The following is a 23,856-nucleotide window of genomic DNA, read 5'->3' on the forward strand; positions in this document are numbered from 1 at the left end:
GCAGCCCCGGCCGCGAGTCGGGATAGGGTCGAGACGATTCCACCAACAGCCGGCTGCTGGTGGAACAGCGCGCGGGAGAGCAATCTTTCAGTCTCCTGCCACGTCCCACCATCGCACCGCCCGCCAGCCATGACCCGTCGCCTGCTGTCATTTGCCGCGCTCGTGATGTTCTCGAGCTCCGTCGCCCTCGCGCAGTCCACACCGCCAAACACGCTGACCAAAGCCGAGAAGAAGGCCGGCTGGACGCTGCTGTTCGACGGGACGTCGCTGGCGGCGTGGCGCGGCTATCAGCAGAAGGTCCTGCCCCCTGAGTGGATGGCCGTCGATGGCGTAATGACGAAGGTCAAGACCACCAACGACATCGTCACACGCAAAGAATACGGCGACTTCGAACTCATGCTCGATTGGAAGCTCCCACTACGCGGTAACTCCGGGATCTTCTATCGCGCCACCGAGAACGAAACGAAAGTGTACTGGAGCGCGCCGGAGTATCAACTCGCCGAAGACTCGCTCACGCCCGACAGCCGCAACATCATGACGTCGGTGGCGGCGGTCTACGGGTTCTATCCCTCCAAACGCGGCGTCGTGCATCGCGCTGGTGAGTGGAATACGACCCGCCTGATCGCCAAGGGGCCGCACGTAGAGCATTGGCTGAACGGCGAGCTCATTGCGCAGTACGAAATGTGGTCGCCTGAGTGGCTTCTCAAGCTGCGTGGCGATCCGAACGACCCCACCAAGAAGCCGCTCAAGTTCGCGCCGTACGCGGAATTCGGCATGGCGAAGAAGGGATTCATCGCCATCCAGGGCGATCACAACGGCGAACTGTCCATGCGGAACATCAAGATCCGCGAGCTGAAGTAGGAGGAGTCTGGTGCCGCAGAGCCGCGACATTGCGATCACCCGGTTCGACGGGTCGACGTCGAGCGATACGCGCGATTACGTGGCGCTCGAGGAACCGCTCGAGATCCGCGTCGACGCGACGGATGGCACCGCGCGTGTCACGCGCAGTCTGTCGATCACCATGCGCACGCCGGGGCATGACCATGAACTTGCCGCCGGATTCCTGCTGACCGAAGGCCTGCTCCATCACGCGCACGAGATCGCCTCGATCACGCAGGAGAGCGACAACGTGGTCACCGTGCATCTGGCCGAGCACGCGCGCGTGGCATGGCCCACCATGGAGCGGCATTTCTACGCCACGTCCAGCTGCGGCGTGTGCGGAAAGTCGTCGCTCGACGCGCTGGAAGTGCCTGGCCTGCAGCGCATTTCGCGGGATGCGTTCTCGTTCAACGTGCAGATACTCTCGCCGCTGTCCGATCGGCTGCGCGCCCAGCAGTCGGTTTTCGACCAGACCGGCGGCCTGCACGCGGCCGCGCTGTTCGACGACAGTGGAGCGCTGGTCGACATCCGCGAAGACGTGGGGCGCCACAACGCCGTCGACAAGCTGCTCGGCGCGCAGTTTCTGCAGGGAGTCACGCCGCTTGCCACTCGTCTGCTGTTTCTGAGCGGACGCGCCAGCTTCGAACTCGTGCAGAAAGCACTCGCCGCAGGCATTCCTATGATCGCCGCCGTTGGTGCGCCGTCGAGTTTGGCCGTCGAGCTCGCGCAGCGATTCGACCTCACGCTGGTGGGGTTTGTGCGCGGCGAACGATTCAACGCCTACAGTGGCGCCTGGCGCCTGCATGGAGGCACGACATGAGCGTTCACGAGGACGATCACGGTAACCCATCTTTCTTGAGCCCCGAAGTGCTCGACGAGGCGATTCGCGTAGGCACGCCCTCGGCGTCCTCTGGTGGACTACCCGCCGTGACGGTGGCGCTCACCATGGCCATCAAACAGATGGGAGTGTCACGCACGATGTCATCCCTGCGCGACCTCAATCAGGAAGCGGGCTTCGACTGCCCCGGCTGCGCGTGGCCCGATCCCGACGGCGAGCGCTCCCGTTTCGAATTCTGCGAGAACGGCGCCAAAGCGGTAGCCGAAGAGGCCACGCGCGATCGCATCACGGCGGCGTTCTTTGCCGAACACTCGGTAGCGGCGCTGGCCGCGCACAGTGACTTCTGGCTTGGCAAACGCGGTCGGCTCACCGAGCCGATGTATCTGCCGAAGGGCGGCACCCACTATCAGCCTATCACGTGGGACGCCGCGTTCGACCTCGTCGGCCGCGAACTCAACGCGCTCGCGTCGCCGCATGAGGCCGTGTTCTATACGTCAGGACGCACCAGCAACGAAGCCGCGTTTCTCTATCAGCTGTTCGTGCGGCAGTTCGGCACCAATAATCTCCCCGACTGCTCGAACATGTGCCACGAGTCGAGCGGCGTCGGCATGCTCGAAACGCTCGGCACCGGCAAAGGCTCCGTCTCGCTGGCCGATTTCGATCTGGCCGACTGCATCCTGGTGATCGGCCAGAATCCCGGCACGAATCATCCGCGGATGCTCTCGACGCTGCAGCGGGCCGCGCGGCGCGGTTGCCGCATCGTGAGCCTCAATCCGCTCGAGGAATCCGGCCTCAAGCGCTTCAAGCATCCGCAGGAAGTATCGGGTGTGCTGGGCTTCAGTACGCCGCTCGCCACCGACTATCTGCCGGTGCGCATCAACGGCGACGTTGCGCTGCTGAAGGGCATTCAGAAGGCGATCGTGGAGTCACACGCCGAGTGCATCGACCGGGCCTTCATCGGCGAGTATACCGATGGCTTCGCGCGCTACTGCGATGACCTGGCCGCCGAGTCGTGGGATGCGATCACCGTCAGCTCAGGCATTGCCGAGTCACGCATTCGCGAACTCGCGGCGGTGATCGCGTCATCGAACGCGATGATCTGTTGCTGGGCGATGGGCATCACACAGCACGAGAATGCGGTGGCGAACGTAAAGGAGATCGTGAACCTGCTGCTGCTGGGCGGACACGTTGGAAAGCCGGGCGCTGGTGCGTGCCCCGTGCGCGGCCACAGCAATGTGCAGGGCGACCGTACCATGGGCATCTGGGAGCGTCCCACGCCGAGTTTTCTGGACCGCCTTGGCGCCGAGTTCGACTTTGCGCCGCCGTCCGAGCACGGCTTCGACGTCGTGCATGCCATCGAAGCCATGCACCAGCGGCGCGCGCACGTGTTCATCGCACTCGGCGGCAACTTCCTGTCGGCCACGCCCGACACCGCTTACACGGCGCAGGCGCTGCGACACTGCCGACTCACCGTGCAGGTGTCCACCAAACTGAATCGATCCCATCTGATCACCGGCGAACACGCACTGATCCTTCCCTGCCTCGGTCGCACCGAACGCGATATTCAGGCCGGAGGCGCGCAAGTCGTCACCGTGGAAAACTCAATGGGAATCGTGCACGGATCGCATGGACATCTCGCACCGGCATCGGAACAGCTGCGCAGTGAACCGGCCATCGTAGCCGGCATGGCGCACGCCACCCTTGGCGTTGACTGGAGCGGTTTCATTGCCGACTACGACACGATTCGCGACCGCATTGCGCGCGTGATTCCGGGCTTCGACAACATGAATGCGCGCGTGCGCGAACGGGGAGGGTTCGCGCTGCCGCACGGCGTGCGCGATCGTCGTGAGTTTGCCACCACGAACGGCCGGGCGCAGTTCACGGTGCATCCCATTCCCCAGTTGGAGCTGGAGCCAGATCAGCTGGTGATGATGACGATCCGTTCCCACGATCAGTTCAACACGACGATCTATGGCCTCGACGACCGGTATCGCGGCATTGCCAACGGCCGTCGTGTGGTGTTGCTCCATGCCGACGACATCGACGCACAGGGATTCGCGGAGGGCGATGCCGTCGACCTGGTGAGTCACTTTCGCGGCGTGCAACGTCGTGCGCAGAACTTCCGCATCGTGACGTACGCGATCCCGCGCGGATGCGCGGCCACGTACTTCCCCGAAACGAACGTGCTCGTGCCGATTGACAGCCTGGCCGCCGGCAGTCGGACGCCCGCGTCGAAGTCCGTGATCATTTCTCTTGCGCGTGCTTCTGGACGTGCCTGAAGAGCCGCCCCCGTTGCTGCACGGGCTGGTCCTTACCGGTGGGGCGAGTACGCGGATGGGTCGCGACAAGGCCAGCATCGTGTATCATGGCGTGCCGCAGTGGCAAGCCGCTGCTGGGCTGCTGCGCGCGTGCGGCGCCGAGCCGTTCTGGTCGTGCAGCGCGCGGCAAGCAGCCGAATGGAAGCTTGGTGATCGCGCCGTACTGGACCTGGTACCGGGACATGGTCCGGCCAGCGGATTGCACGCCGCCTTCTCACGCGGTGACGCTACAACGTGGCTGGTAATTGGCTGTGACTATCCGTGGCTCGAGGTGGAGGACCTGCAGCATCTCGTACGTGCGCGCGAAGCAGGTATCGACGCAGTGGCGTATATCAACCGCGAGACGGATGGAATCGAACCGATGATTGCGCTGTGGGAGCCGGCGGCGCAACGGCAGTTCTTGCGCGCGTTCGCCAGCGGCGAATACAGCGCACGGCGAGTATTGCAATCATGCGTCCTCCGCGCGATCGCGCCGCGCGCGCCACAGGCGCTGCAGAACCGAAACACGGCGCATCCCGACTGACACCGGCGAGTGCGCTAGCTGTTGACGGCCACGGGAAAGTACAACTCGAACCGAGAGCCGGTGCCAAGCGTGGAATCACAGTGAATGAGTCCGCCATGCTGCTCTACCACCCGTGATACCACCGCCAGTCCGAGTCCGGTGCCGATCGGCTTGGTCGAGAACAGTGGATCGAAGATGTGCGGCAGCACGTCCGGGGCAATGCCGCTACCGGTGTCGCTCACGTGCACGCAGCTGAATCGTCCTGCGCGCGCCCATGGATTCGTCAGTACAAAGTCGTCGCTCAATACACGCTCCCGCACGCCAATCACGATGCGACCGGCCTTCCCGACGGCCTCGCGGGCATTGATCAACAGGTTGGCCAGCGCCTGTTCGATCTGCACGGCGTCACCGCGCACGGGCGGCGCGTAGCCATCGTCCGGGGTCAACGTCACGCTGGCCGGTATCGACGAGCGGTCAAGTCGCACGGTGCTGGCGACGCGCGCATGCAAGTCCACCACCGTGCGGATCGGCGACTGCGCTCGACCCAGGGCGAGCAATTGCTGCACGACATCTGTGGCGCGTCGTGTGGCGTGAACCGCCGCCTCGACCAATCCGCCATCGGCGTGGTCGGCCGACCGCTCCAGCAATTCGAGGTTGGCCTGCGCCACGGTGAGATAGTTGTTCAGGTCGTGGGCCACACCGGCGGCCAGCACGCCCATCAGCTCCACGCGTTGGAGTGACTCGAGGTGCCGTTCCAGTTGCTGACGACGTTCAGCGTCCACGCGTTGCGCCTCAATCAGCGACAGGCGCGTGATCGCCCCCGCAAGCTGCGTTGCCAGCACCACGAGCGCCTCGACCTCGTCATCGGTGGGGACCATAACGCCTTCATTACCGAAGGTTCCCACTCCCAGGGCGCCCACCACGACCGGCCCAAGCACCATCGGCACGTTGAGGATCGTGCGGCTTCCGAGGGCCGCCACCATTGCCTTGTTCGTGCGCGGATCGTCGGCCGCCTCAAGCACCAGCACCGGGGCTTTGCCCTCGACGAGTTCAGCGAGCATCGCATCGCCGGCAATGGCCGCTTTCGGACATCGCGCCAGCACCAGCTCCTGCATCGAGCCCTCCACCTGCACCACACGGAAGTACCCCGGATCCTCCGGCTCAACGAGCCCCAGCCACGCGGTGCGAAAGCGCGTCTCGCTGCGCACGGCCTGCCACGTCAGTTCAACCAGCTCGCTGAGCGTCGTGGCCCTCTGAAGGGTGCTCGCGTGGCGCAAGACCGCATTGAGTTTAATCGCCATGCGTGAATCACTCCGGTTGAGGATCGCTGCCTAGCAGTCGACCTCACCACGTCGGCCCGGTCAAGCCTTTCGCGTCGTGGTCACACTTTTGTGAGCTGTCGGTCGATGATTCCGCGCACGTGTGTCGGATCGCCGGTCAACTCGCCGAGATCCCAGAGGCCAAAGAGATCGAGCGGCTCACCACGGCTCACCGCACCAGCCAAGTATTCCGCCACAAACAACGTCTCGGCCAGCGGATGTCGTTCGCCGTGGCTCGCGCGACGGTGATGCGTGCCGATCGCGTCGGCAGCATCGATGCCGAGTCCCCATCGGTGGGCGGCCACGGCCCCGAGCGGTTCGTGGAGTTCACGAACCAGGAGTTCGAGCCAACCTTCCGGCAGTGCGACGGCACGACGATTGGCAGTGCGAAGGGTCGAGATCATGTCGAAAATGATCAGGAGACCGACATCGTGTAGGAGCGCAATCGCGAACGCCTCCTCGCCGTCGGCACCGAATGCCGGTGCGAGTGCGCGTGCCATCGGCCCGGTGGTCACCATACGCTGCCACGCGGTGGCGAGCAACGTGTCATACGCGCCGCCCGGCTTGCTCAGGAGCCCGTCTATCGACGCGGCCACGACGACGGCGCGCGTTCCCGCGACGCCGATCCGGTCGATGGCCGCGTCCACACGCAGAATCGGCGCGAGGCCGGCGCCGGTTGATGCGCTATTGGCCTGACGCAGCAGTCCCTGCACCAGTGACGGATCGTTGCTAAGCCGATCCACCAGCTGGCCGCGCGGGACGTTCTCCTGCTCGCACAATGCCATTGCATCGCGCGCCGCCGATGGCAACTGGCGAATGAGTTGGACCGTCGGCGCCGAAAGTTGCGTGAGGAGACCAGCCATATCGGGCCACTGCGCAGCATCGGGCTCATGAGCCCACTCGCTTTTGAGTCGCGCCAACACATGCTCTGTGCGCTCTGACCAGTAGTACGAGTCCCTGGCAAGCCACACCAAACCACCGCCCCCGGTTTCCTCGATGGCCGATTCGTGCGCCTGAAGAATCTCCTCCGGCCGGCGGGGCGCGCGGGCGGCTTTCGTGGGACGCTTTTTAGACGCCGCTCCGCCGAAGAGCTTGGAAAAGAACGATCGCATGCGACGAGAAGAGAGGAATCCGAGGGCAGACAGTTGCTCCCGACTTTCCAAATATCGTCAAGTCGGGCGAGAAACTATAGCGCTTCGCCAGGATCTGTCACACGCAGCGCGCGCGCCTTCTTGTGCAACGTGGACAACGCTTCGTCCTCACAATTGAGGCTGTTGGCACGATGGTGCCCATGATCGCGACGACGACACCAGGTTGAGACCACTGAACACGTGAAGCACGACCAACGACGCTAATCCGCCGAGACCACACGCGTGTTCGCGACCATATCGCCGAGGCGTTGACGGCGTTCCCCGGAGCGGAAGCGCGCTTGCCGCGGTTCTGGCCGCGTGCCATCCCATCGAGGACCTGACCGGTCAAACGGTCGAATCGAGAAGCAAGTGCCACTGAATGTCAGCTGTGGTCAGTGCGTGCGACGCAGAAATCCAAACGTGACAGCGTTCATGAGCGCCGCCGCAAAAATGAGCCAACGCGTCGTCGATTGTCCGCTGACGAGCATCAGGGCGAGCGCAATGACCGCGACCAGTACGCTGATCACGAACACGAGCTGCTCGCGCCGCTTTGATCTATTGGACTTACTCATGATTGCTCCGTAGTGAACACACAGCGAGAGAGTGACTCCATGGCGCCCGGTGGCGTGCAGGTTCGGATGCTCGCGGATCGGCCGCTTGCCACCTGAGGGAGCCGATTCAAATCTGGACGTCCCTCGATGCTTTGGCTATGTGAGCCCAGCCGTGGCCAGTCGCGCCAGTCCGCCGACCGGCGCTCGCGTTGGGACATGGCGGCGGCGGCCCGTTGCGCTGGTTAGGTTGCACGGTGTTGCCGCGGCCAGCGGTTTCCGGACGCTGAGTATCACTTCGAGGTAGAGCGCATGGTTTCGCCGCACGTGTTGGTGGCAGGACAGGGGCTGACGACCACTAAAGCGCCATACATCGAGAACGCCGTCGCCAATGGCGAGATGTACATCACGCAGCCGTACGAACTGTACTCGGCCGACAACCATGACGCCTGGCGCCGACTGTATGCGCGCATGCAGGAACGATGGGCACGGTACGCCAATGCGCGCTTTCTCGACGGCTTGGACACGCTCTGTTTCGACGCCACGCGAGTGCCCCGCCTGGAAGACGTGAACAAGTTCATGGCGCCGCGCACCGGGTTCCGTGCCAAAGCGGTGAGTGGTTTCGTGCCGGCATTCGATTTCTTCGACTGCCTGAGTCGCCGCGAGTTTCCGACCACGATCACCATCCGTGACGGAGCGTCGCTCGACTACTTGCCTGAGCCCGACATCTTTCACGACATTGCCGGGCATGTGCCGATGCACACGGATCCGGCATTCGCCGAAACGCTTGTACGATTCGGGGCCTGCGCACACCTCGCCGCCGAATTGGTGAGTACGGTGCCCGACCGTTCGGAGAAGTTACGCCGACTCACCAGCATTCAGAATGCGTTGCAGCGCTTCTTCTGGTTCACGGTGGAGTTTGGGTTGATGCGCGGACAGCGCGCCGATGAGCTCAAGGTGTACGGTTCCGGGTTGCTGTCGTCATACGGCGAGATCGTGCACTGCGTGGACAGCGACAGCACGCAGCGGCACCCGCTTCAGCTGGAATGGGTGATCAACCAGCACTTCGAAATCGATCACTATCAGCCGTTGCTGTTCATCGTGAACGACTTCGACCATCTGTACGAGTTGGTCGGACAGCTTGAAGCGTGGATGAAGGCGGGCAAGCTGGACAACGTGACGCCGGGGTACCGTCAGATGAGTGAGGCGGATGCGCAGAGCTTTCTCGAGGCGAGTCTGGCGCGGTAGAGGCCGTAGCACCACCTCACCACGCCCGCTCCGCCCCCGTCCAGTCCAGAAAGCTCCCCGTCCTCTCGCGCGGCAATCGCTCCATCTGACTCAGTAGTCCGATTGCCGCTTCATCGATCGGCACCCGGAACGCCGGACCATCCGGTGTGGTGGCGAAGTGTCCGGGGTTGCCCAGCATCAGCACGACGCGCTCGTCACTCAGGTCATGCGCCAGCGCGCGCATATGCATGTGCAACGCCGCACCGCTGGCGCAGGTGGCGTAGTCGCCCCCCTGCGTCTTGCCGGCGAGTGAGCCGAGCCAGCTACTCACCACCAGCACCCGCGCGCCCTCGCGATTGGCCAGGAACGGCAACAGCGTGCGCACCAGCAACAGCGGCGCCACCGCATGCCGTCGGTAGTGCTCAGTGAGCCCGGTGCCCGACAGCGTCGAAAGTTTTTCGTCACGCTCGCTATCGGCCAGCTTCTCGTGTTGCCCGGGCTCGGCCGGCGCAATGATCAATTGATCGAGCGTATCGGTAAGGCGTTCCAACACCGGCACGGCATCGGCCACCAACGACGGATCGGCGGGGTCGAGCGCGATCAGCTCCAGTCCCCCGTACTCGGCGCGCAAGTCCGCCAAGACCGGCACCCGCGCCGGATTGCGCGCGGCCGCATACACTTTGTCGCCGCGCATGAGACACTGGCGCACCAGCTCCACACCGAGTGGACGCGCGGCACTGGTGATCAGCGTGCGACGCGGCGACGCCATCGCGTGCATCCCGACAGCCGTCACGACGCACTCCCGCGCGTGTCACGCAGTACCGCTTCCACGGCGCTCACGGTGGCCTCGATTTCGATGGGGCGATTGGCGCGCGCGTTGTCTGCACGTTGATGGAGTTCCACCAGCATCCCAGGATCCTTGAGCACATGTCCGGTGAGTACGGCAACGACGGTGTCATTCGCGCCGATGATACCGTCACGCACGAGGTGACGCACGCCGGCGACGCTGGCTGCGCTGGCCGGCTCACACCCTACGCCCGCGCCATCGATCGTCACTTTCGCATCGATGATCTCGTCGTCGGTGGCTGAGATGACCAAACCATCCGTCTCGCGAATTGCCCGCACGGCGCGATCCCACGACGCCGGATCGCCAATGCGAATGGCCGTCGCAATCGTTTCCGCCTGCACCGTATAGCGCGTCGCGAAATCCTCGCGGAAACCACGCGCGAACGGCGCCGCACCGGCCGCCTGCACGCTCACGAGGCGTGGCATGTTCGTGATCAGCCCCAGTTCCTTCACCTCACGCAGCGCCTTTCCAAACGCCGCCGTGTTCCCCAAGTTGCCGGCCGGCAGCACGATGAAGTCGGGTGCGTTCCATCCCAGCTGCTGCAACAGTTCGAACACGATCGTCTTCTGTCCTTCGACACGCCACGGGTTGATCGAGTTGAGCAGATAGATCCCCAGCTCGCGCGAGGCCTGTTGCACCAGTCGCAGGCAGTCATCGAAATCGCCTTGCACCAAGAGCGTACGCGCGCCGTACGACAACGTCTGCGCCAGCTTGCCCAGCGCGATCTTCCCGGCCGGCACGAACACGAGTCCGGGAATACCCGCCTGCGCCGCGTACGACGCCAACGCCGCCGACGTGTTGCCCGTACTGGCGCACGCGACCGCACTCGCTCCAATACGCACCGCCTGCGTGGTCCCCACCGTCATGCCGCGATCTTTGAACGAACCCGTGGGATTGTGTCCTTCATGCTTGATCAGCAATCCGTCGCAGCCCGTATAGCGCGAGATCGCGGGGCGCGACAACAGCGGCGTGTTCCCCTCGGGATGACTCACAATCGCATCACCGGCACCGGGCATCACGATCGACTCGAAGCGCCATACCCCCGAGGCGTGGCCCAGCGGCATCGCGCAGCAATGCTGCGAGAAGCTGTGCTTGATGGCGTTGGTCGAGAGGGGCACATCGAATGCATCGACCGGCGCACGATGGATGATCTCGAGCAGTCCGCCGCAGCTCGGACAATCTGGCGCCGCATCCAGCGGGGACAACAAATGACCGCACGCGGCGCATCGCTGTACGCTGTGCACGGCGCCCACCGGCAAGCCCGTAACACCCGCGGGCAAGAACACTGCGCTGGCAGGCAACGGGTAAGACATCGGCGTGGTCATGACGGCGTGAGCTGAAGGATATCGTTGAGCACACCGGCAGCCGTTACAGCCGGACCGGCGCCGGGCCCGGTGATCACCAACGGATGCTCGCGATAGCGCCGAGTGGTGAACACGATCTGATTGTCCGTACCGCGCAATCCCGCCAGCGGATGCGTAAGCGGCACAGCGCGCAGCCCCACTTCCACTTTCTTGGGCGACGCGTTCAACACATAGCGCAAAACACGTCCCTGCTTGGTGGCCGCCGCGAAACGATCAGCCCACGCCGCGTCCTGTTGTGACAACGACATCAGGAATGTTGGCAGCGGCATGCGGCGATACGCTGCCGGCACCAGCGACTCCACGGTCACGTCTTTCATGTCGCCACCAAAGCCCATCAGGCGAGCCAGAATCAGCGCCTTGCGCGCCACGTCCATTCCCGACAAGTCATCGCGCGGATCGGGCTCGGTAAAGCCGCGCGACATCGCGTCACGCAACGACTCGCTGAACGGGCGCCCCTTCCCGATCTCGGTGAGCAGAAAGCCCAGTGTGCCCGACGTGCACCCCTCGATGCGCAGCACCTTGTCACCCGTTTCCACGAGCTTCGCGTAGCTGTCCATGACCGGAAGTCCCGCGCCCACGGTAGTCTCGTGCAATAGCCGCGAACCATGGGTGGCCGCCAACGCGCGCAACGATTCCACCTCGACACGCGGTGCCGACAACGGCCGCTTGTTGGCCATCACGATGTCCATGTTAGCCACGATCGCCGCACGGATCGCGGGCAGCGTTTCGTGTGCAGTCACGTCCACCAACACCGGACGCGCCAACGCGTGCGCCCCGATGTAGGCGACCGCCTCGGCCGCCGTTCCCTTATGCCCACCGCGCATCGCGGCCAACGCGCCGCCCGACTCCTTGGCCTTCGCGTACGCGGCCAACTGACGCGCGGTAAGTCCATCGGGTTCGAACACGAAGCCACTGCGGTCGACCAGACCCACGATGGTGGGCTTCACACGACGCCGCACGCGGGGCAGCATGCGCAGCAGTTCGCGACCAATCAACCCTACACCCAACAGCACGACGTCGAGACGATCGTCTTCGCGCAACCCGCCACCGCCGATCTTGTCGAGCTGGAATTCGTCATGCACCGCACGCGCCGCCACTTCGGCATCGGGCTCGGCAATCACCACCGAGATGTTCAGCTCACTCGAACCCTGCGCGATCGCCACAATATTGACGCCCGCCTTCGACAACGACGTGAACATGCGTGACGCAATCCCGGGCGAACCGGCCATGCCGAGTCCGACTACGGCGAGTGTAGCCATACCGCGCTGCACGTCCATCCCTTCCAGTTCACGACGCGAGAGCTCGAGCGCGAAGGCCGTCTCCAGTGCCGCCCGCGCATCGGCGCCACGTTCGGCCGGCACGCACAGGCAGATGGAGTGCTCCGACGACGCCTGCGAGATGAGTGTCACCGAAATACCCGCCTGCTGCAGCGCGGAGAACGTGCGGGCGGCGATGCCGGGGACGCCCAGCATGCCGTTGCCGGTGACGGTTACCAGGGCCTGACTGCGCACGATGGAGAGCGCCTTGACGGGATACCGCGTGAGCGTGTGGCGCACCGAGATCTCGGTGCCCGGCGCGGTGGGATCGGCGAACGGTCGGACGAATACCGGCACACGCACGCGCGCCAGCGGGATGAGCGCGCGCGGATGCAGCACCTTCGCGCCGTAGTACGCGAGCTCGGCCGCTTCGCGCACATTGAGCTGCGGCACGATGCGCGCCGTCGGCACGAGACGCGGATCGGTCGTCATCAGCCCCGGCACGTCCTTCCAGAGCGTGATGCGCTGAGCGCGCAGCGAACGGCCCAACACGGTGGCGGTGAGATCGCTCCCGCCGCGACCCAACGTGACAAGGGCACCGTCGGGTGTGCCTCCAACAAAGCCGGGGATAACGGGCAGCACACGCTTCTTCAACAAGGGGCGCAACTGCGCCCGCACTTCACGATCGGTTGCGGCGAGGTCGGGGAAGGCCCCGCCGAAGACGCCATCCGTGCGAATGAGCGTCGCCGCTTCGACGTATTCGGCCTTCGCACTGCGAGCGAGGAGACCGGCCACGACGAGTCGCGCCGACAGCTGCTCGCCCCGCACCAACAGGAAGTCCTTCGTGCGCGGCGTCAGTTCGCGCAGGCTAGCCACGCCGTGGCCAAGCGTGCGCAGCTCCTCGAACGCCTCGTCCAGTTCGCGGAGCAGACGCGCGCGCACCCGGGCATTGCCGATGATGCCGGCGGCGACCTGCGCGTGTCGCCTGTGCAGCCGCGTCACCTGCTCGTCAACCGCGTCGACGTCCCCGGCGCGCGCCGACTCGGCGACGGCCAGCAGGGCATCGGTCACGCCGGCCAACGCCGAGACCACCGTGACCACGCGGGAGGGACGCGGATCGAGGATCAGCTCGATCGCGTGGCGGACTGCCGCCGCATCGGCCAACGAGGCCCCGCCGAACTTGAAAACGTCGATCGCGACAGATCGCGAGGCGGAGCGGGGACGCAGTGGCGGCATGTCGGAATGTGGGCTGATGAGACCAATCGGACGCCCCGGTCGTACGTTCGAGCGGCCATTTCGGGGCACATCCGCACACTACTCCGGGCCGGTTCACCTGTCCACACCGGCACGCGCCTGCATACCTTTCCAAGGCTTATCCGGCGCGACCATTCCTGATCGCGCTCACGTCCCGTGTTCCTGTGGATATGACCGCACCTGTCGAAGCGTCACCCGCCCCACTGGTCGCCGAGCCTGCCCCGTTGCCGGCGCGGCTCTCCGGTCTCGTACACCTCGCGCACAATCTGGCGTGGAGCTGGAATCGCGACGCGCGGATGATCTTCAAGGAGATCGACGAGAGCCTATGGCATCGGCTACGCCACAATCCGATCCGGCTGCTACAGCTGGTCGATCCGGCCCGACTCCGGCAACTCGCCGACGACATCGCCTTCTGCGCACGGTACGATCGCGCGATGCAGTGGCTGGCCGCTGAGCGGTCGGACGAACACACGTGGTACGCCCGCACTTTCCCCGAGCTGCGCGGTCAGCCGGTCGCCTATTTCTGCGCGGAGTTCGGTGTGCACAACTCGGTGCCGATCTACTCCGGCGGCCTCGGCGTGTTGGCCGGTGACCATCTCAAGACGGCGTCCGATCTCGGCATCCCGCTGGTGGCCGTCGGCATTCTGTATCGCCAAGGGTACTTCGATCAGCACATCCGCGTGGATGGCTGGCAGGAAGACTCGAACGATGCCATCGACTTCAATGCGGTACCGATCGTGCCCCTGCCAGGCAAGGATGGCGAGCGGCATCTCGTCACCGTGAACACGTTCGGCCGCGATATCAACATCCGCGTCTGGAAGATGCAGGTCGGTCGCGTACCCGTGTACCTGCTCGATTCCGATCTCCCCGAGAACCATCCCGACGACCGGCCGTTGCTTTCGAAGCTGTACTCCGGTGGCCCGGCGATGCGCCTCCGTCAGGAATGGCTGCTGGGCGTCGGTGGTGTGCGCGCGCTGCGCGCGCTCGGGATCGCCCCGGCTGCCTGGCATGCCAACGAAGGACACGCCGCGTTCATGATGGTCGAGCGCGTGCGCGAGCTGTGCCAGCAGGGCGTGCCGTATGCAGACGCCGTGAAGCGGGTGCGAAACCGCAGCGTGTTCACCACGCACACGCCCGTACCGGCCGGTCACGACCACTTCGGCGTGAACGAAGTGCGGCAATGCGCCGCTGGGTATTGGGACGACATGGGGATCGACGCCGAGACGTTCCTGCGCATCGGGTACATGCCGGAGTCGGGTGCCGGTGTCTTTCACATGACGGCCGCCTCGGTGCGTCTCTCGCGTCGCGTGAATGGGGTGTCGCGTCGTCACGGCATCGTAACGCGCGACATGAGCCGCTCGCTGTGGAACGGGCGCGAAGCCGATCACATCCCCGTGGGTCACGTCACGAACGGCGTGCATCTCGCAACGTGGATGGCCAATCCCATCATGAAGCTGCTGGACGATCACCTTGGGCCCGCGTGGGGTCACAGTAATGATCCGGCCCTTTGGGAACAGGTACTCACGCTCGATGACGAAGCGCTGTGGTTTACGCATACCCGTCTCAAGCACACGCTGATGCGGCTCGTGCGCGAGGAAGCCCGCAATGCGTTTGCGCGGCGGCAGATCGAGGCCACGCAGCTCGTGGGCGCCGGGACACTGCTCGACCCGAAAACGCTCACCATCGGCTTCGCCCGTCGCTTCGCCACCTACAAGCGGGCGGACCTCATCTTCCGCGATGTCGAGCGCCTGCGGAAGCTCGTCACCAATGTGCAACGTCCGGTGCAGATCGTGTTCGCCGGCAAGGCGCATCCCGCCGACAATCCGGGCAAGCAGGTGCTGCAAAACGTATATCACTTCACGCGCGATCCGCGATTCGAAGGGCGCGTGGCGTTCGTGGAAGACTACGGCATGCACCTCGCGCATCTGCTCGTGCAGGGCGTCGACCTGTGGATGAATCTTCCCCGCGTGCCGCTCGAGGCGTCGGGCACGAGCGGCATGAAGGCGGCACTCAACGGGGTGCCGCAGATCTCCACGATCGACGGCTGGTGGGAAGAGGGCTACGAAGGGAACAACGGCTGGGCGATCACGCCGGAAGAAGACGACGAGGCGGGCGTGAGCACGTCGAATCGTCTCTACGAGCTGCTCGAACAGGAAGTCGTGCCGCGCTACTACGATGTAGACAAGAACGAGTTGCCGCGTCAGTGGCTGACCACGATGAAGCACTCCATTCGTGTCGCGGGCCAGCAGTTCACCGCGCGTCGGATGGTCGAGCAGTACGCGCGTGCCTACTATGCACCCTCTATCCTCGGCGACGCATTGCCCGACGATCCACCAATCGCGTAACGCCTTGCCAATGACTTCCCCAGCCGTGCCCACACCCAGCTTCGGGTCGCCCGTGATCCGGGCACCCGAGGGTGGGGCGCCGACGATCGTGCATCTCACGTCGGAGTACACTCCGTTCGCCCGTACGGGTGGGCTGGCCGAAGCCGTGATGGGGCTGGCGAACTATCAGGTGAAGGGTGGTGCGAACGTGGTCGTGTTCGTGCCGCTGTACCGATCGGTGCGCGACCACGCCCCCGACCTCGCGCCACTCGGTCGTCCCATTCAGGTCGAGCTGGGGTTCCGCCGCGAGGAAGTGCGCTTCTTTCGTGAAGTGCAGCCGCCGGCTGGCCCAAAGGTGGTATTCGTGGACATCCCATCGGCGTTCAGCCGCGCTGGCTTGTACGGCGAAGGTGGCCGCGACTATGTCGACAACGCCCGGCGCTTCGCGCTGTTCTCGCGCGCGGTGCTCGATGGCATTCCGCGGTTGATTGCCGGTCCGGTGCTCGTGCACGGACACGATTGGCATACGTCGTTGGCGTTGATGTACATGCGCACGTATGGCGAGCTCAAGGAGCGCTTCGCCACCACGCCGACCGTGCTGTCGGTACACAACGCCGGTTACCAGGGGCACTTTCCGGCCGAGATGCTGAACGACTGCGGTATCCCGCCTGAGGTGTACAACTTTCGACATCTCGAGTGGTACGACCGCATCAACTTCCTGAAGGGCGGACTCACGTTTGCCGACATGGTGGTCACTGTGAGTCCCACCCACGCGGAGGAGTTGCGGACTCCTGGTGGTGGCTTCGGCCTGCAGGAGGTGTTTCAATGGCTTGGCAGCCGCTTTACCGGGATCACGAACGGCATCGATCAGGTGCTCTGGAATCCGACCACCGACGATCAGATTACGGCGAACTACTCGCGAACCGATCGGTCGAACAAGGCCAGGTGTAAGTCGGCGCTGCAGCGTTCCTTCGGCCTGCCGCAACGTAAGCGTATCCCGCTGTTCGGGCTCACCGGACGCATGGTGATTCAGAAGGGGCTCGACCTCGTGCTGAATTCCCAACTGATCTGGAATCTCGACGCCCAGTTCGTGTTTCTCGGTGCCGGCGAAGCCAGGTACGAGCGCGCGCTGCTAGCGCTCGCGAAGGCGCGACCGCAGCACGTCGGCGTCCAGCTGGACTTCACCGACCGGCTCGAGCATCGCCTGATGGCGGGTGCCGATATGTTCCTCATGCCTTCGCAGTACGAGCCATGCGGCCTCACGCAGATGCGTGCGCAGCGCTATGGTTCGCTCCCGATCGGGCGCCGGGTGGGTGGCATTGCCGATACAGTGCAGGACGATATCACCGGTTTCCTGTTCGACGCATTCCAGCCGGCGGCGCTCGACCGGGCGATTTCACGTGCCCTCGCCCGCTTCGCTGACCAGCGTGCGTGGGCGCGGCGCATGAACGCCGCCATGAAGCAGGATTTTGGATGGGAGCGCTCAGCCGAGCGCTACGCGCAGGTGTATCAGCGTGCGATCGAGATCGCCACGAGCCGCCGCTGATGCATTCGATCATCATTCACCATCACTTGTACCAGCCCCCGCGGGAAGACCCGTGGCTCGAGGTGGTGCCGACCGAACCGTCGGCAGCACCCGACCACGATTGGAACACTCGGATCAATCGCGAGTGCTACGCGCGACTCGCGGTGGCCGAGGCCCATTTGCGCGACCGACGCGCGGCTACACGAGATCCCGATGCACGGGCCGGTATTGCGCGCGTAGTGAACCTCTACGCGTGGTGTTCGTTCGACGTCGGGGCGACGCTCTGCGAATGGCTCGACGCCGAAGCGCCCGACACCATGCGGGCCATGCAGGAGGGAGATGCGGCCAGTGTGCGTCGGTGGGGACACGGCAATGCGATCGCCGCCCCGTACCATCACGTGATCCTCCCGCTCGCGTCGCCGCGCGAGCGCACTACCGAAATCCGCTGGGGCATTCGCGATTTCCGACGGCGCTTCCATCGCGAACCGGAAGGAATGTGGCTTCCCGAATGTGCCGCCGATGAAGACACGCTCGACGCCGTCGCCAAGGAGGGCATCGCCTTTACGATTCTGGCGCCGTACCAGGTGCGCGGACACGACGGCAGCGGCATGCCTGTCCGGTGGCGCGGCGCGTCGGGTCGCACCCTTGCCATTGTGCCCTACGATGGCTCGCTTGCCGGTGACGTCGCTTTCGGCGGATTGTTGCGCGACGCGCCGGCGCTGGCGCAGCGACTCATGCCCCATCGCAACGCGAGCGACCAGCCGGCCGACCGTTGCACCACGTTGGCTACCGACGGCGAGACGTTCGGTCATCACCACAAGAGCGGCGACTCCACGCTCACCGAAGCGTTGTCGATGGTGGTTCAGCAATCGAGCTCGCGCGTGACGAATAGCGCGTCACTGGTGGTCATGTATCCGCCCACGTCCGACGTGCAACTGGTCTCGCCGAGCGCGTGGAGCTGTGCGCACGGGGTGGAGCGGTGGCGCGGCAACTGCGGTTGCCGTCTCGATGGCAGTAAGCCGCCGGCGCAGCAATGGCGCGGACCGCTGCGCGCGGCCCTCGAGCGTCTCTCGCATCACTCGCACGAGGTCTTCGAACGCGAAGGGCGCGAGCTCTTCCAGGACGATCCGTGGGAGGTACGCGATCGCTACGGCGACGTGATTGCCCTCGATGGGGAGGCACTCGAGCAGTTTGCAAAACGGGCGTTGCGCGACGATGCGTCGGCCCGCCAGGTACAACGGGCCCGTGAACTGCTGGAGCTCGAGCGGGCCACGATGCGCACCTTCACGTCCTGTGCCTGGTTCTTCGACGAAGTCGAGCGAATCGAAGTGCGGCAAGTCTTGCGCTACGCCGCACGGTCGATCGAGCTATCAGGTCACGCGTCGCGGCTCATGCCCGAGTTCGTACAGTGGCTGACGCCCGCAACCAGCGGCGCGCCCAACGCGGGGAGCGCCAGCGAACTGTTCGTGCGCGAGGCCATGCCGCACCGCGACGCGACCGTCGGGGCGGCCGCGGGCGCTATCGCCTGCGCCGCCGTCGGTATCGCCACCGCGCGCATCGCCACGTTCGATGTCACGGTGAGGCCTCACACAGCGTTACCGAATGCGCCGTGGCATGTCGCCCTCGTCCATCGCCGCACTGGTGCCGCGCGCTCGTTTGTCGGGCACGTCCACGGCACGGGCCCCGGCCTCACGGTCGACCTCGCCGAAACGGAAGCCGAGCTCGGCGAAACGCACTGCATCAACGTGCACGAATTTCCGGAAGAAATCGCACGTCGGCTGCTTCGGCCCATGGCGCTCTCCGACGGAGCGCTGCTCGACGTCGTCGGTCCGAAGCGCTGAGCCCGGCGCAGCGGCACTGTCCCCTTGCCGTTCCGTACTCGAGGAGGCATCTCCCATCATGCTCTGCCTGCGCCACCTGGTCCGCTCGGTCGGTTCGTGGGCCGCCTGCGCACTGTGCGTGGGCGGCCCACCCGCTGCGCTGAACGCCCAGCTGGTGCGCGGTGCGGTGATGGCAAGCGACGGCGCAACGCCAGCATCCGCCGTCATCGTCATCCTCGAGAGCACGACCGGACAGGTCCTCGCACGGACGCTCTCCGACACACGCGGCGCCTTTCGTTTCCACCTGCCCACGCCCGCCGCTCGCTATCGGTTGCGGGCCCTGCGCGTCGGCTACGCGCCCACCATTGGCCCGGCCATCGGCCCGTTCAAGACGGCAACCACCGAGATTCCGCCGCTGCAATTCACGCTCAGCGGAGCTGCCGTTACACTGCCAGCCGTATCGGTCCGCGGCCGTGACGACTGTCGCACCAGCAGTGCGGATGGCCAGCTGGTGGCCCGCGTGTGGGAGGAAGGACGCAAGGCCCTGATGACATCGCAGCTGGCGTCATCTGACAGTCCGCTCATCGCCGAGTGGATCGAATACGACCGTACGCTCGATAGTGCCGGTACGCACGTGCGCCAGCAATCGGTGCGGACCACACGCAGCGCCACCACGCGGGCCTTTCGCAGTGCGCCCGCGGAATCACTTGCCACGCACGGCTATGTCGTGGATCGCGACGACGGCACGGTATACCACGCGCCCGATGCGGAGGTACTGCTCTCCGACGCGTTCACCAACGGGCATTGCTTCCGTCTCGAGCCACCGACCGACTCGGCACCGGAGCAGGTCGGCGTGGCGTTTCGCCCGCTCAGCGATGCGAACGAACGTCGCGATATCACGGGCGTTCTCTGGCTCGATCGCGCGAGCGGTGAGCTCCGACGCATCGAGTACCGCTACACGGGACTCCCCGCATTCGTCGAGCGTGCACGCCCCGGCGGCCTCGTGGAATTTCTTCGACTCGGCGCCGGCCAATGGATGGTGCAACGTTGGCACATTCGGATGCCGGTACTGGCTCGCCGCGATAATCAGACGGCCGTCGGTCGAACGCGCGTACTCATCACAACGTCAGGGCTGGCCGTGCGCGGAATGCAGGTCAGTGGCGGTGAGGTCATTCGCGTCTCGCAGGGGGACCGCGCGCTGTTCCGCGGCGAAGGGGCGCAGCTCGCCGTGCAGCTCCGGCTCGCCCCCGGACCGGCCGTGCCCGGACATGCGATCAGCGATGCCATCGGTACCCTGATCGGCACCGACTACGCCCTGCGCACTGACAGTACCGGCACGGGACGCGTCGAGCCAATCCTGCCGGGTCTATACGGACTGCGGGTTCGCACGGCACTGATGGACTCCCTCGGCATCGCCGCCCGTGAACACGAGGTCGATGTGGGCGTCGACGGTCGCCTGGTGCAGCTGACGCTGCCCAGCTCCACCGAACTGTTGCGCGCCGTCTGCGGCGCCGAGGTCGTCCGGCGCGAGCAGAGCTTCCTGCGAGGCACCGTGCACGACTCGAGCGGACGCGTCGTCGCCGGTGCCACGGTGCGACTGCGCACGATGCGCAACAGAAACGCCGCCGGCGATCGCGGGAGCGTCGGTGAAGATGTCGTCCGCACCATGAGCGACTCACTCGGTCACTGGCGCATGTGCGGTGTGTCGCGAGGAGTGCCGCTGCAGCTGCGAGTGGGCGCCTCGGCTGGCACCGTCGATACATTGTTCCGAATCGCCAGTACCTCACCGATCGCCGCCACCGACGTGCGACTGCGGCTGTCGCGAATCGCCTCGCTCATGCTTCGCACATTTGACGCGGACGAACGGCCACTCGGTGATGTGTTGGTACGCGTGCGAACGCTCGCTGGCCGCGAGATCGACCTGCGGACGAACAATGCCGGTGAAACCACAGTGCGTGATGTCGAAATCGGTGTGGCCACGGTGCACCTGCGTCGCGTGGGCTATGTCGAAGGCACCGTGGCCACCGAGCTCGTCGCGGGAAGCAACACGGTGCAGCTTTCGCTCGATCCCACCGCGCCACCGGCGCTCGACACGTTTACCGTACGCGCCACTCGCACCAATCATCGTTTTACCGATTTCGAGACACGTCGCGCGTATGGGCTGACCACGGAATCGATCACGCGCGAACAAATCGAAAAGCGCAATCCGGTCAGCCTTTGGCAAATGCTGACCAGGGTGCCGTCGGTGCTCATAGTCGACAGCCTCGGCTTCGTGTACGCGCGATCAATGCGCAATCGCAACGAAGAGTGCTGGTTGCGCGTGGCAATCAACGGCGTCGTGCAAAGCGACGGACGACCGGATCTCCGTACCCTACCGGCTCCGGGCGAGATCTATGGCATCGAGGTGTTCGCCGGCTCGGCCACGATTCCCGCCACGATGGCATCGTCAGGCGGCAACGAACTTGGACCGCGCGCCCGGACCGGTTGCGGACTGATTTCAATTTGGACGCGTTAGTCAAGCTACTGCGACGCGCTATTGCGACGCGCTCCAGCGCCACCGTAGACCAGCGTAGAATTGCCGCGCAAACGCGGGCGTCCACAGGTTCGGCTGCTGATCGAGCAGGTTGTTCACGCCGCCCGAGATCTCGAGTTCGCGCGTGACCGCCATCCGCAGTTGTGCATCGACCGACAAGAATGCGCCTTGGCGTCCGATCACACCGCTCTCGGTGGAGAACGGCCCCGTGATCGGGGCACCGCTCGGAATGCCCAACAATGGCGCGTTGCCGGTGTAACGCACCGATGCGTCGGTCGAGAAACCCGCGCGTACCATCCACTCGCGGGCCACCCGAAGACGCGCGGTGTGCGCCGCGCGCCGACTGAGGGGCAGTCCCGAGTTGAGATCGCGAGCGCGCAGGAAGTCGTACCCCAGTGTGACCTCCATCGCGCCGGCGTTGACGCGCGCGTTGGTTTCCACACCCTGCGTGCGGGCGCGCGCCACATTCACGTAGCGGTAGGTCTGAAATCCCGCGGCGTTGTCGCCTTCGTAGCGCCAGTCCACAAGTCCGGACACGTCGTTACGGTAGCCCTCTACATCGAACGAGAGCGTTGTACTTGGCGCCCACGTGCCACCGACGCTGCTGCTCCACGAGGACTCCGGAAGCAGATCGGGATTTCCCTCGAGCGTGTATCCGCCCGCGGGATTCGTGAAGGTGTACCGGATTTCCTTGAAACCCGGCGCGCGGAATCCACGTGCCACATTGCTGCGCAGTCGCACGCTCGACGACGTCTGCCACGCGAGGCCCAACGATGGATTGGTACTGCTGCCCCACAGCGTGCTGCTGGTGTGACGCGCACCGGCCGTCATCAGTACGCTGCCGAGCGTCCACGAATCGCGCGCAAACACTTCGGTGACCTGCTCGTCGGCACTATCACCGCTCACCTTCTTCGGCGCCACCAGGGTACGATGCGAACGCTGTGCACCCACGTCGATCGCATGCGCGCCGACCACGTGCGTGTATGACAGTAGGTAGCGGCCCTGACGCTCGCGTTGTTCAAGAGAATCGGCCGAGCCCTTGATCGGCAGCATTCCGCGCGACTGCCGATACTGATACACAAAGCGTTGCTCGAAGGCGCGCGCGCGGATGTTGCCGCCCAGCAGCGGACCACGTACTTCAACGAACCCTTGCCCGCCGCGATTGTCGATGAAGCCGTTAAACGCCGCATCTACCGGAAAGCGTTGACGCTCCTGCGAGCCCTGCAAGTCGAGACGCAGCGCCCATTTGTCGGTCAGCGCATAACGGACGTCGGTGCGTACATCATAAATGCGATTGAACGTTGAACCGATCGCGTTATATCCGGTGACGCGGTCGGACTGGCGCCACCCACCGTTCACCCGAAAGCCGAGCTTTCCCACCGTCTGACTCACGCCAAGAGACGACTCTTGGCGTCCGAGGCCGCCTTCGCGGGCGAGCACATCAATCGTGAGGGGAGCGGTGGGCGCCGCCTGCACGATGTTGATCACGCCACCCAGCGCGTCGCTGCCGAACTCCACACTCGACGGCCCCTTCGTGACCTCGATCCGCTCAGTGGCGATGGTGCTCAGGCGTCCGATATCCCGGCTTTCGATGAGTGTACCCGCCACTGGTTCACCATCCACCAGGACCAGGACGCGTGCATCGTCGAAGCCGCGAATGGAGATGGATGTTTTCGATGGGGGCGCGGGAAGCTCCTGCAATCCCGGCAGTTGACGCAGCAGCTGGTTCGCCGACACCGCCGCGACGGCGTCGAGTTCCTCACGGCTGATCACGGTGACACTGCGCGGTGATTCGCTGGCGCGGATCACGCGTTGTCCCATGGTGGTCGTGAACACCGGCAGCACCGTAGCGAGCGCCACCAGTCGCACAACCGGGGTCTCGCTTTGCACGACGGTGCGCAGTTCAGCGAAACCCAACGCGCGGATCAACAGCGTGTCCCCGACCGCGGCGGCAACGCGAAAGCGGCCGCGTTCATCGGTGCGAACACGGACACCGGTCCGCAACAGGCGCACCTCTGCCGACAACACGGGCGCGCCATCCGTCTTTCCGATGACAATACCCGTCACGATGCCCTGCACCGCCACGGGATTCTGCGCGCGAGCCGGTCCGCCAGACACGACGGCCAGCATCAACGCGCACAACAGTGGCCTCACTCGACGCGACACGCTCGG

16 protein-coding genes are annotated in these 23,856 nt (G+C 65.0%); 9 read left to right on the forward strand and 7 right to left on the reverse strand.

Translation table 11 applies throughout. The features are described from left to right. The first annotated feature begins 129 nt into the window (after nucleotides 1–129). From ACLL97_RS02115 to ACLL97_RS02130, 4 genes are read left to right on the forward strand one after another with little or no spacing between them, the layout of a single operon-like run. Entirely contained in the window at nucleotides 130–861 is a 732-nt protein-coding gene (locus tag ACLL97_RS02115; protein WP_411278821.1) for a DUF1080 domain-containing protein, read from the forward strand. Between the two features lie 10 nt (nucleotides 862–871). Next, nucleotides 872–1,699, forward strand: a complete 828-nt coding sequence (gene fdhD / locus ACLL97_RS02120) for a formate dehydrogenase accessory sulfurtransferase FdhD (RefSeq protein ID WP_411278822.1) — start codon at nucleotides 872–874, stop codon at nucleotides 1,697–1,699. Then, a complete protein-coding gene (locus tag ACLL97_RS02125; protein ID WP_411278823.1) occupies nucleotides 1,696–3,996 on the forward strand; it encodes an FdhF/YdeP family oxidoreductase in 2,301 nt (766 codons plus the stop codon). The genes fdhD and ACLL97_RS02125 overlap by 4 nt, the downstream gene beginning before the upstream one ends. Continuing rightward, a complete protein-coding gene (locus ACLL97_RS02130; protein WP_411278865.1) occupies nucleotides 3,977–4,558 on the forward strand; it encodes a molybdenum cofactor guanylyltransferase in 582 nt (193 codons plus the stop codon). The genes ACLL97_RS02125 and ACLL97_RS02130 overlap by 20 nt, the downstream gene beginning before the upstream one ends. 14 nt (nucleotides 4,559–4,572) lie before the next feature. Here the strand turns inward: ACLL97_RS02130 and ACLL97_RS02135 are convergent, their stop codons facing one another. The 3 genes from ACLL97_RS02135 to ACLL97_RS02145 all read right to left on the reverse strand — a co-directional run bounded on the left by ACLL97_RS02135 (nucleotide 4,573) and on the right by ACLL97_RS02145 (nucleotide 7,558). After that, nucleotides 4,573–5,838 carry an ATP-binding protein gene (locus ACLL97_RS02135; RefSeq protein ID WP_411278824.1) on the reverse strand — a complete coding sequence of 422 codons (1,266 nt, stop codon included), beginning with the start codon at nucleotides 5,836–5,838 and terminating at the stop codon, nucleotides 4,573–4,575. Nucleotides 5,839–5,918: 80 nt separating this feature from the next. Continuing rightward, nucleotides 5,919–6,968: an HDOD domain-containing protein gene (locus tag ACLL97_RS02140; protein ID WP_411278825.1), complete on the reverse strand. Its 1,050-nt coding sequence runs from the start codon at nucleotides 6,966–6,968 to the stop codon at nucleotides 5,919–5,921. A gap of 410 nt (nucleotides 6,969–7,378) precedes the next feature. Then, nucleotides 7,379–7,558, reverse strand: coding sequence for a hypothetical protein (locus tag ACLL97_RS02145; RefSeq protein WP_411278826.1), 180 nt, complete (start codon nucleotides 7,556–7,558; stop codon nucleotides 7,379–7,381). A 288-nt stretch (nucleotides 7,559–7,846) separates the two neighbouring features. Between ACLL97_RS02145 and ACLL97_RS02150 the strand changes: the two genes are divergently transcribed. After that, nucleotides 7,847–8,782 carry a phenylalanine 4-monooxygenase gene (locus tag ACLL97_RS02150; protein ID WP_411278827.1) on the forward strand — a complete coding sequence of 312 codons (936 nt, stop codon included), beginning with the start codon at nucleotides 7,847–7,849 and terminating at the stop codon, nucleotides 8,780–8,782. A 16-nt stretch (nucleotides 8,783–8,798) separates the two neighbouring features. Here ACLL97_RS02150 and ACLL97_RS02155 read toward each other — a convergent pair whose 3' ends face one another. The 3 genes from ACLL97_RS02155 to thrA are packed head-to-tail and all read right to left on the reverse strand — an operon-like array spanning nucleotide 8,799 to nucleotide 13,464. Continuing rightward, nucleotides 8,799–9,554 carry an SDR family NAD(P)-dependent oxidoreductase gene (locus tag ACLL97_RS02155; protein WP_411278828.1) on the reverse strand — a complete coding sequence of 252 codons (756 nt, stop codon included), beginning with the start codon at nucleotides 9,552–9,554 and terminating at the stop codon, nucleotides 8,799–8,801. Beyond that, nucleotides 9,551–10,933: a threonine synthase gene (gene thrC, locus ACLL97_RS02160; protein ID WP_411278829.1), complete on the reverse strand. Its 1,383-nt coding sequence runs from the start codon at nucleotides 10,931–10,933 to the stop codon at nucleotides 9,551–9,553. The genes ACLL97_RS02155 and thrC overlap by 4 nt, the downstream gene beginning before the upstream one ends. Beyond that, entirely contained in the window at nucleotides 10,930–13,464 is a 2,535-nt protein-coding gene (thrA, locus tag ACLL97_RS02165; protein WP_411278830.1) for a bifunctional aspartate kinase/homoserine dehydrogenase I, read from the reverse strand. The genes thrC and thrA overlap by 4 nt, the downstream gene beginning before the upstream one ends. Nucleotides 13,465–13,652: 188 nt before the next feature. On the opposite strand from thrA, the gene glgP reads away from it, so the two are divergent. Genes glgP through ACLL97_RS02185 form a run of 4 tightly spaced genes read left to right on the forward strand, consistent with a single transcriptional unit; the run spans nucleotide 13,653 to nucleotide 21,666 of the window. Beyond that, the gene (gene glgP, locus ACLL97_RS02170) at nucleotides 13,653–15,827 is read left to right on the forward strand and encodes an alpha-glucan family phosphorylase (RefSeq protein ID WP_411278831.1); all 2,175 of its coding nucleotides are present in this window, start codon (nucleotides 13,653–13,655) and stop codon (nucleotides 15,825–15,827) included. A gap of 25 nt (nucleotides 15,828–15,852) precedes the next feature. Continuing rightward, nucleotides 15,853–17,352 (forward strand): glycogen synthase, encoded by a 1,500-nt coding sequence (locus ACLL97_RS02175; RefSeq protein WP_411278832.1) that lies wholly within the window; start codon nucleotides 15,853–15,855, stop codon nucleotides 17,350–17,352. Then, entirely contained in the window at nucleotides 17,352–19,172 is a 1,821-nt protein-coding gene (locus ACLL97_RS02180) for a DUF3536 domain-containing protein (RefSeq protein ID WP_411278833.1), read from the forward strand. The genes ACLL97_RS02175 and ACLL97_RS02180 overlap by 1 nt, the downstream gene beginning before the upstream one ends. A 58-nt stretch (nucleotides 19,173–19,230) precedes the next feature. Further along, on the forward strand, nucleotides 19,231–21,666 hold the full coding sequence (locus ACLL97_RS02185) for a TonB-dependent receptor plug domain-containing protein (RefSeq protein ID WP_411278834.1): 2,436 nt from the start codon (nucleotides 19,231–19,233) through the stop codon (nucleotides 21,664–21,666). Nucleotides 21,667–21,684: 18 nt separating this feature from the next. Here the strand turns inward: ACLL97_RS02185 and ACLL97_RS02190 are convergent, their stop codons facing one another. Continuing rightward, nucleotides 21,685–23,838: a TonB-dependent receptor plug domain-containing protein gene (locus ACLL97_RS02190; RefSeq protein WP_411278835.1), complete on the reverse strand. Its 2,154-nt coding sequence runs from the start codon at nucleotides 23,836–23,838 to the stop codon at nucleotides 21,685–21,687. Between the last annotated feature and the right edge of the window lie 18 nt (nucleotides 23,839–23,856).

The organism is Gemmatimonas sp., from assembly GCF_046594945.1.
Taxonomy (GTDB): domain Bacteria; phylum Gemmatimonadota; class Gemmatimonadetes; order Gemmatimonadales; family Gemmatimonadaceae; genus Gemmatimonas.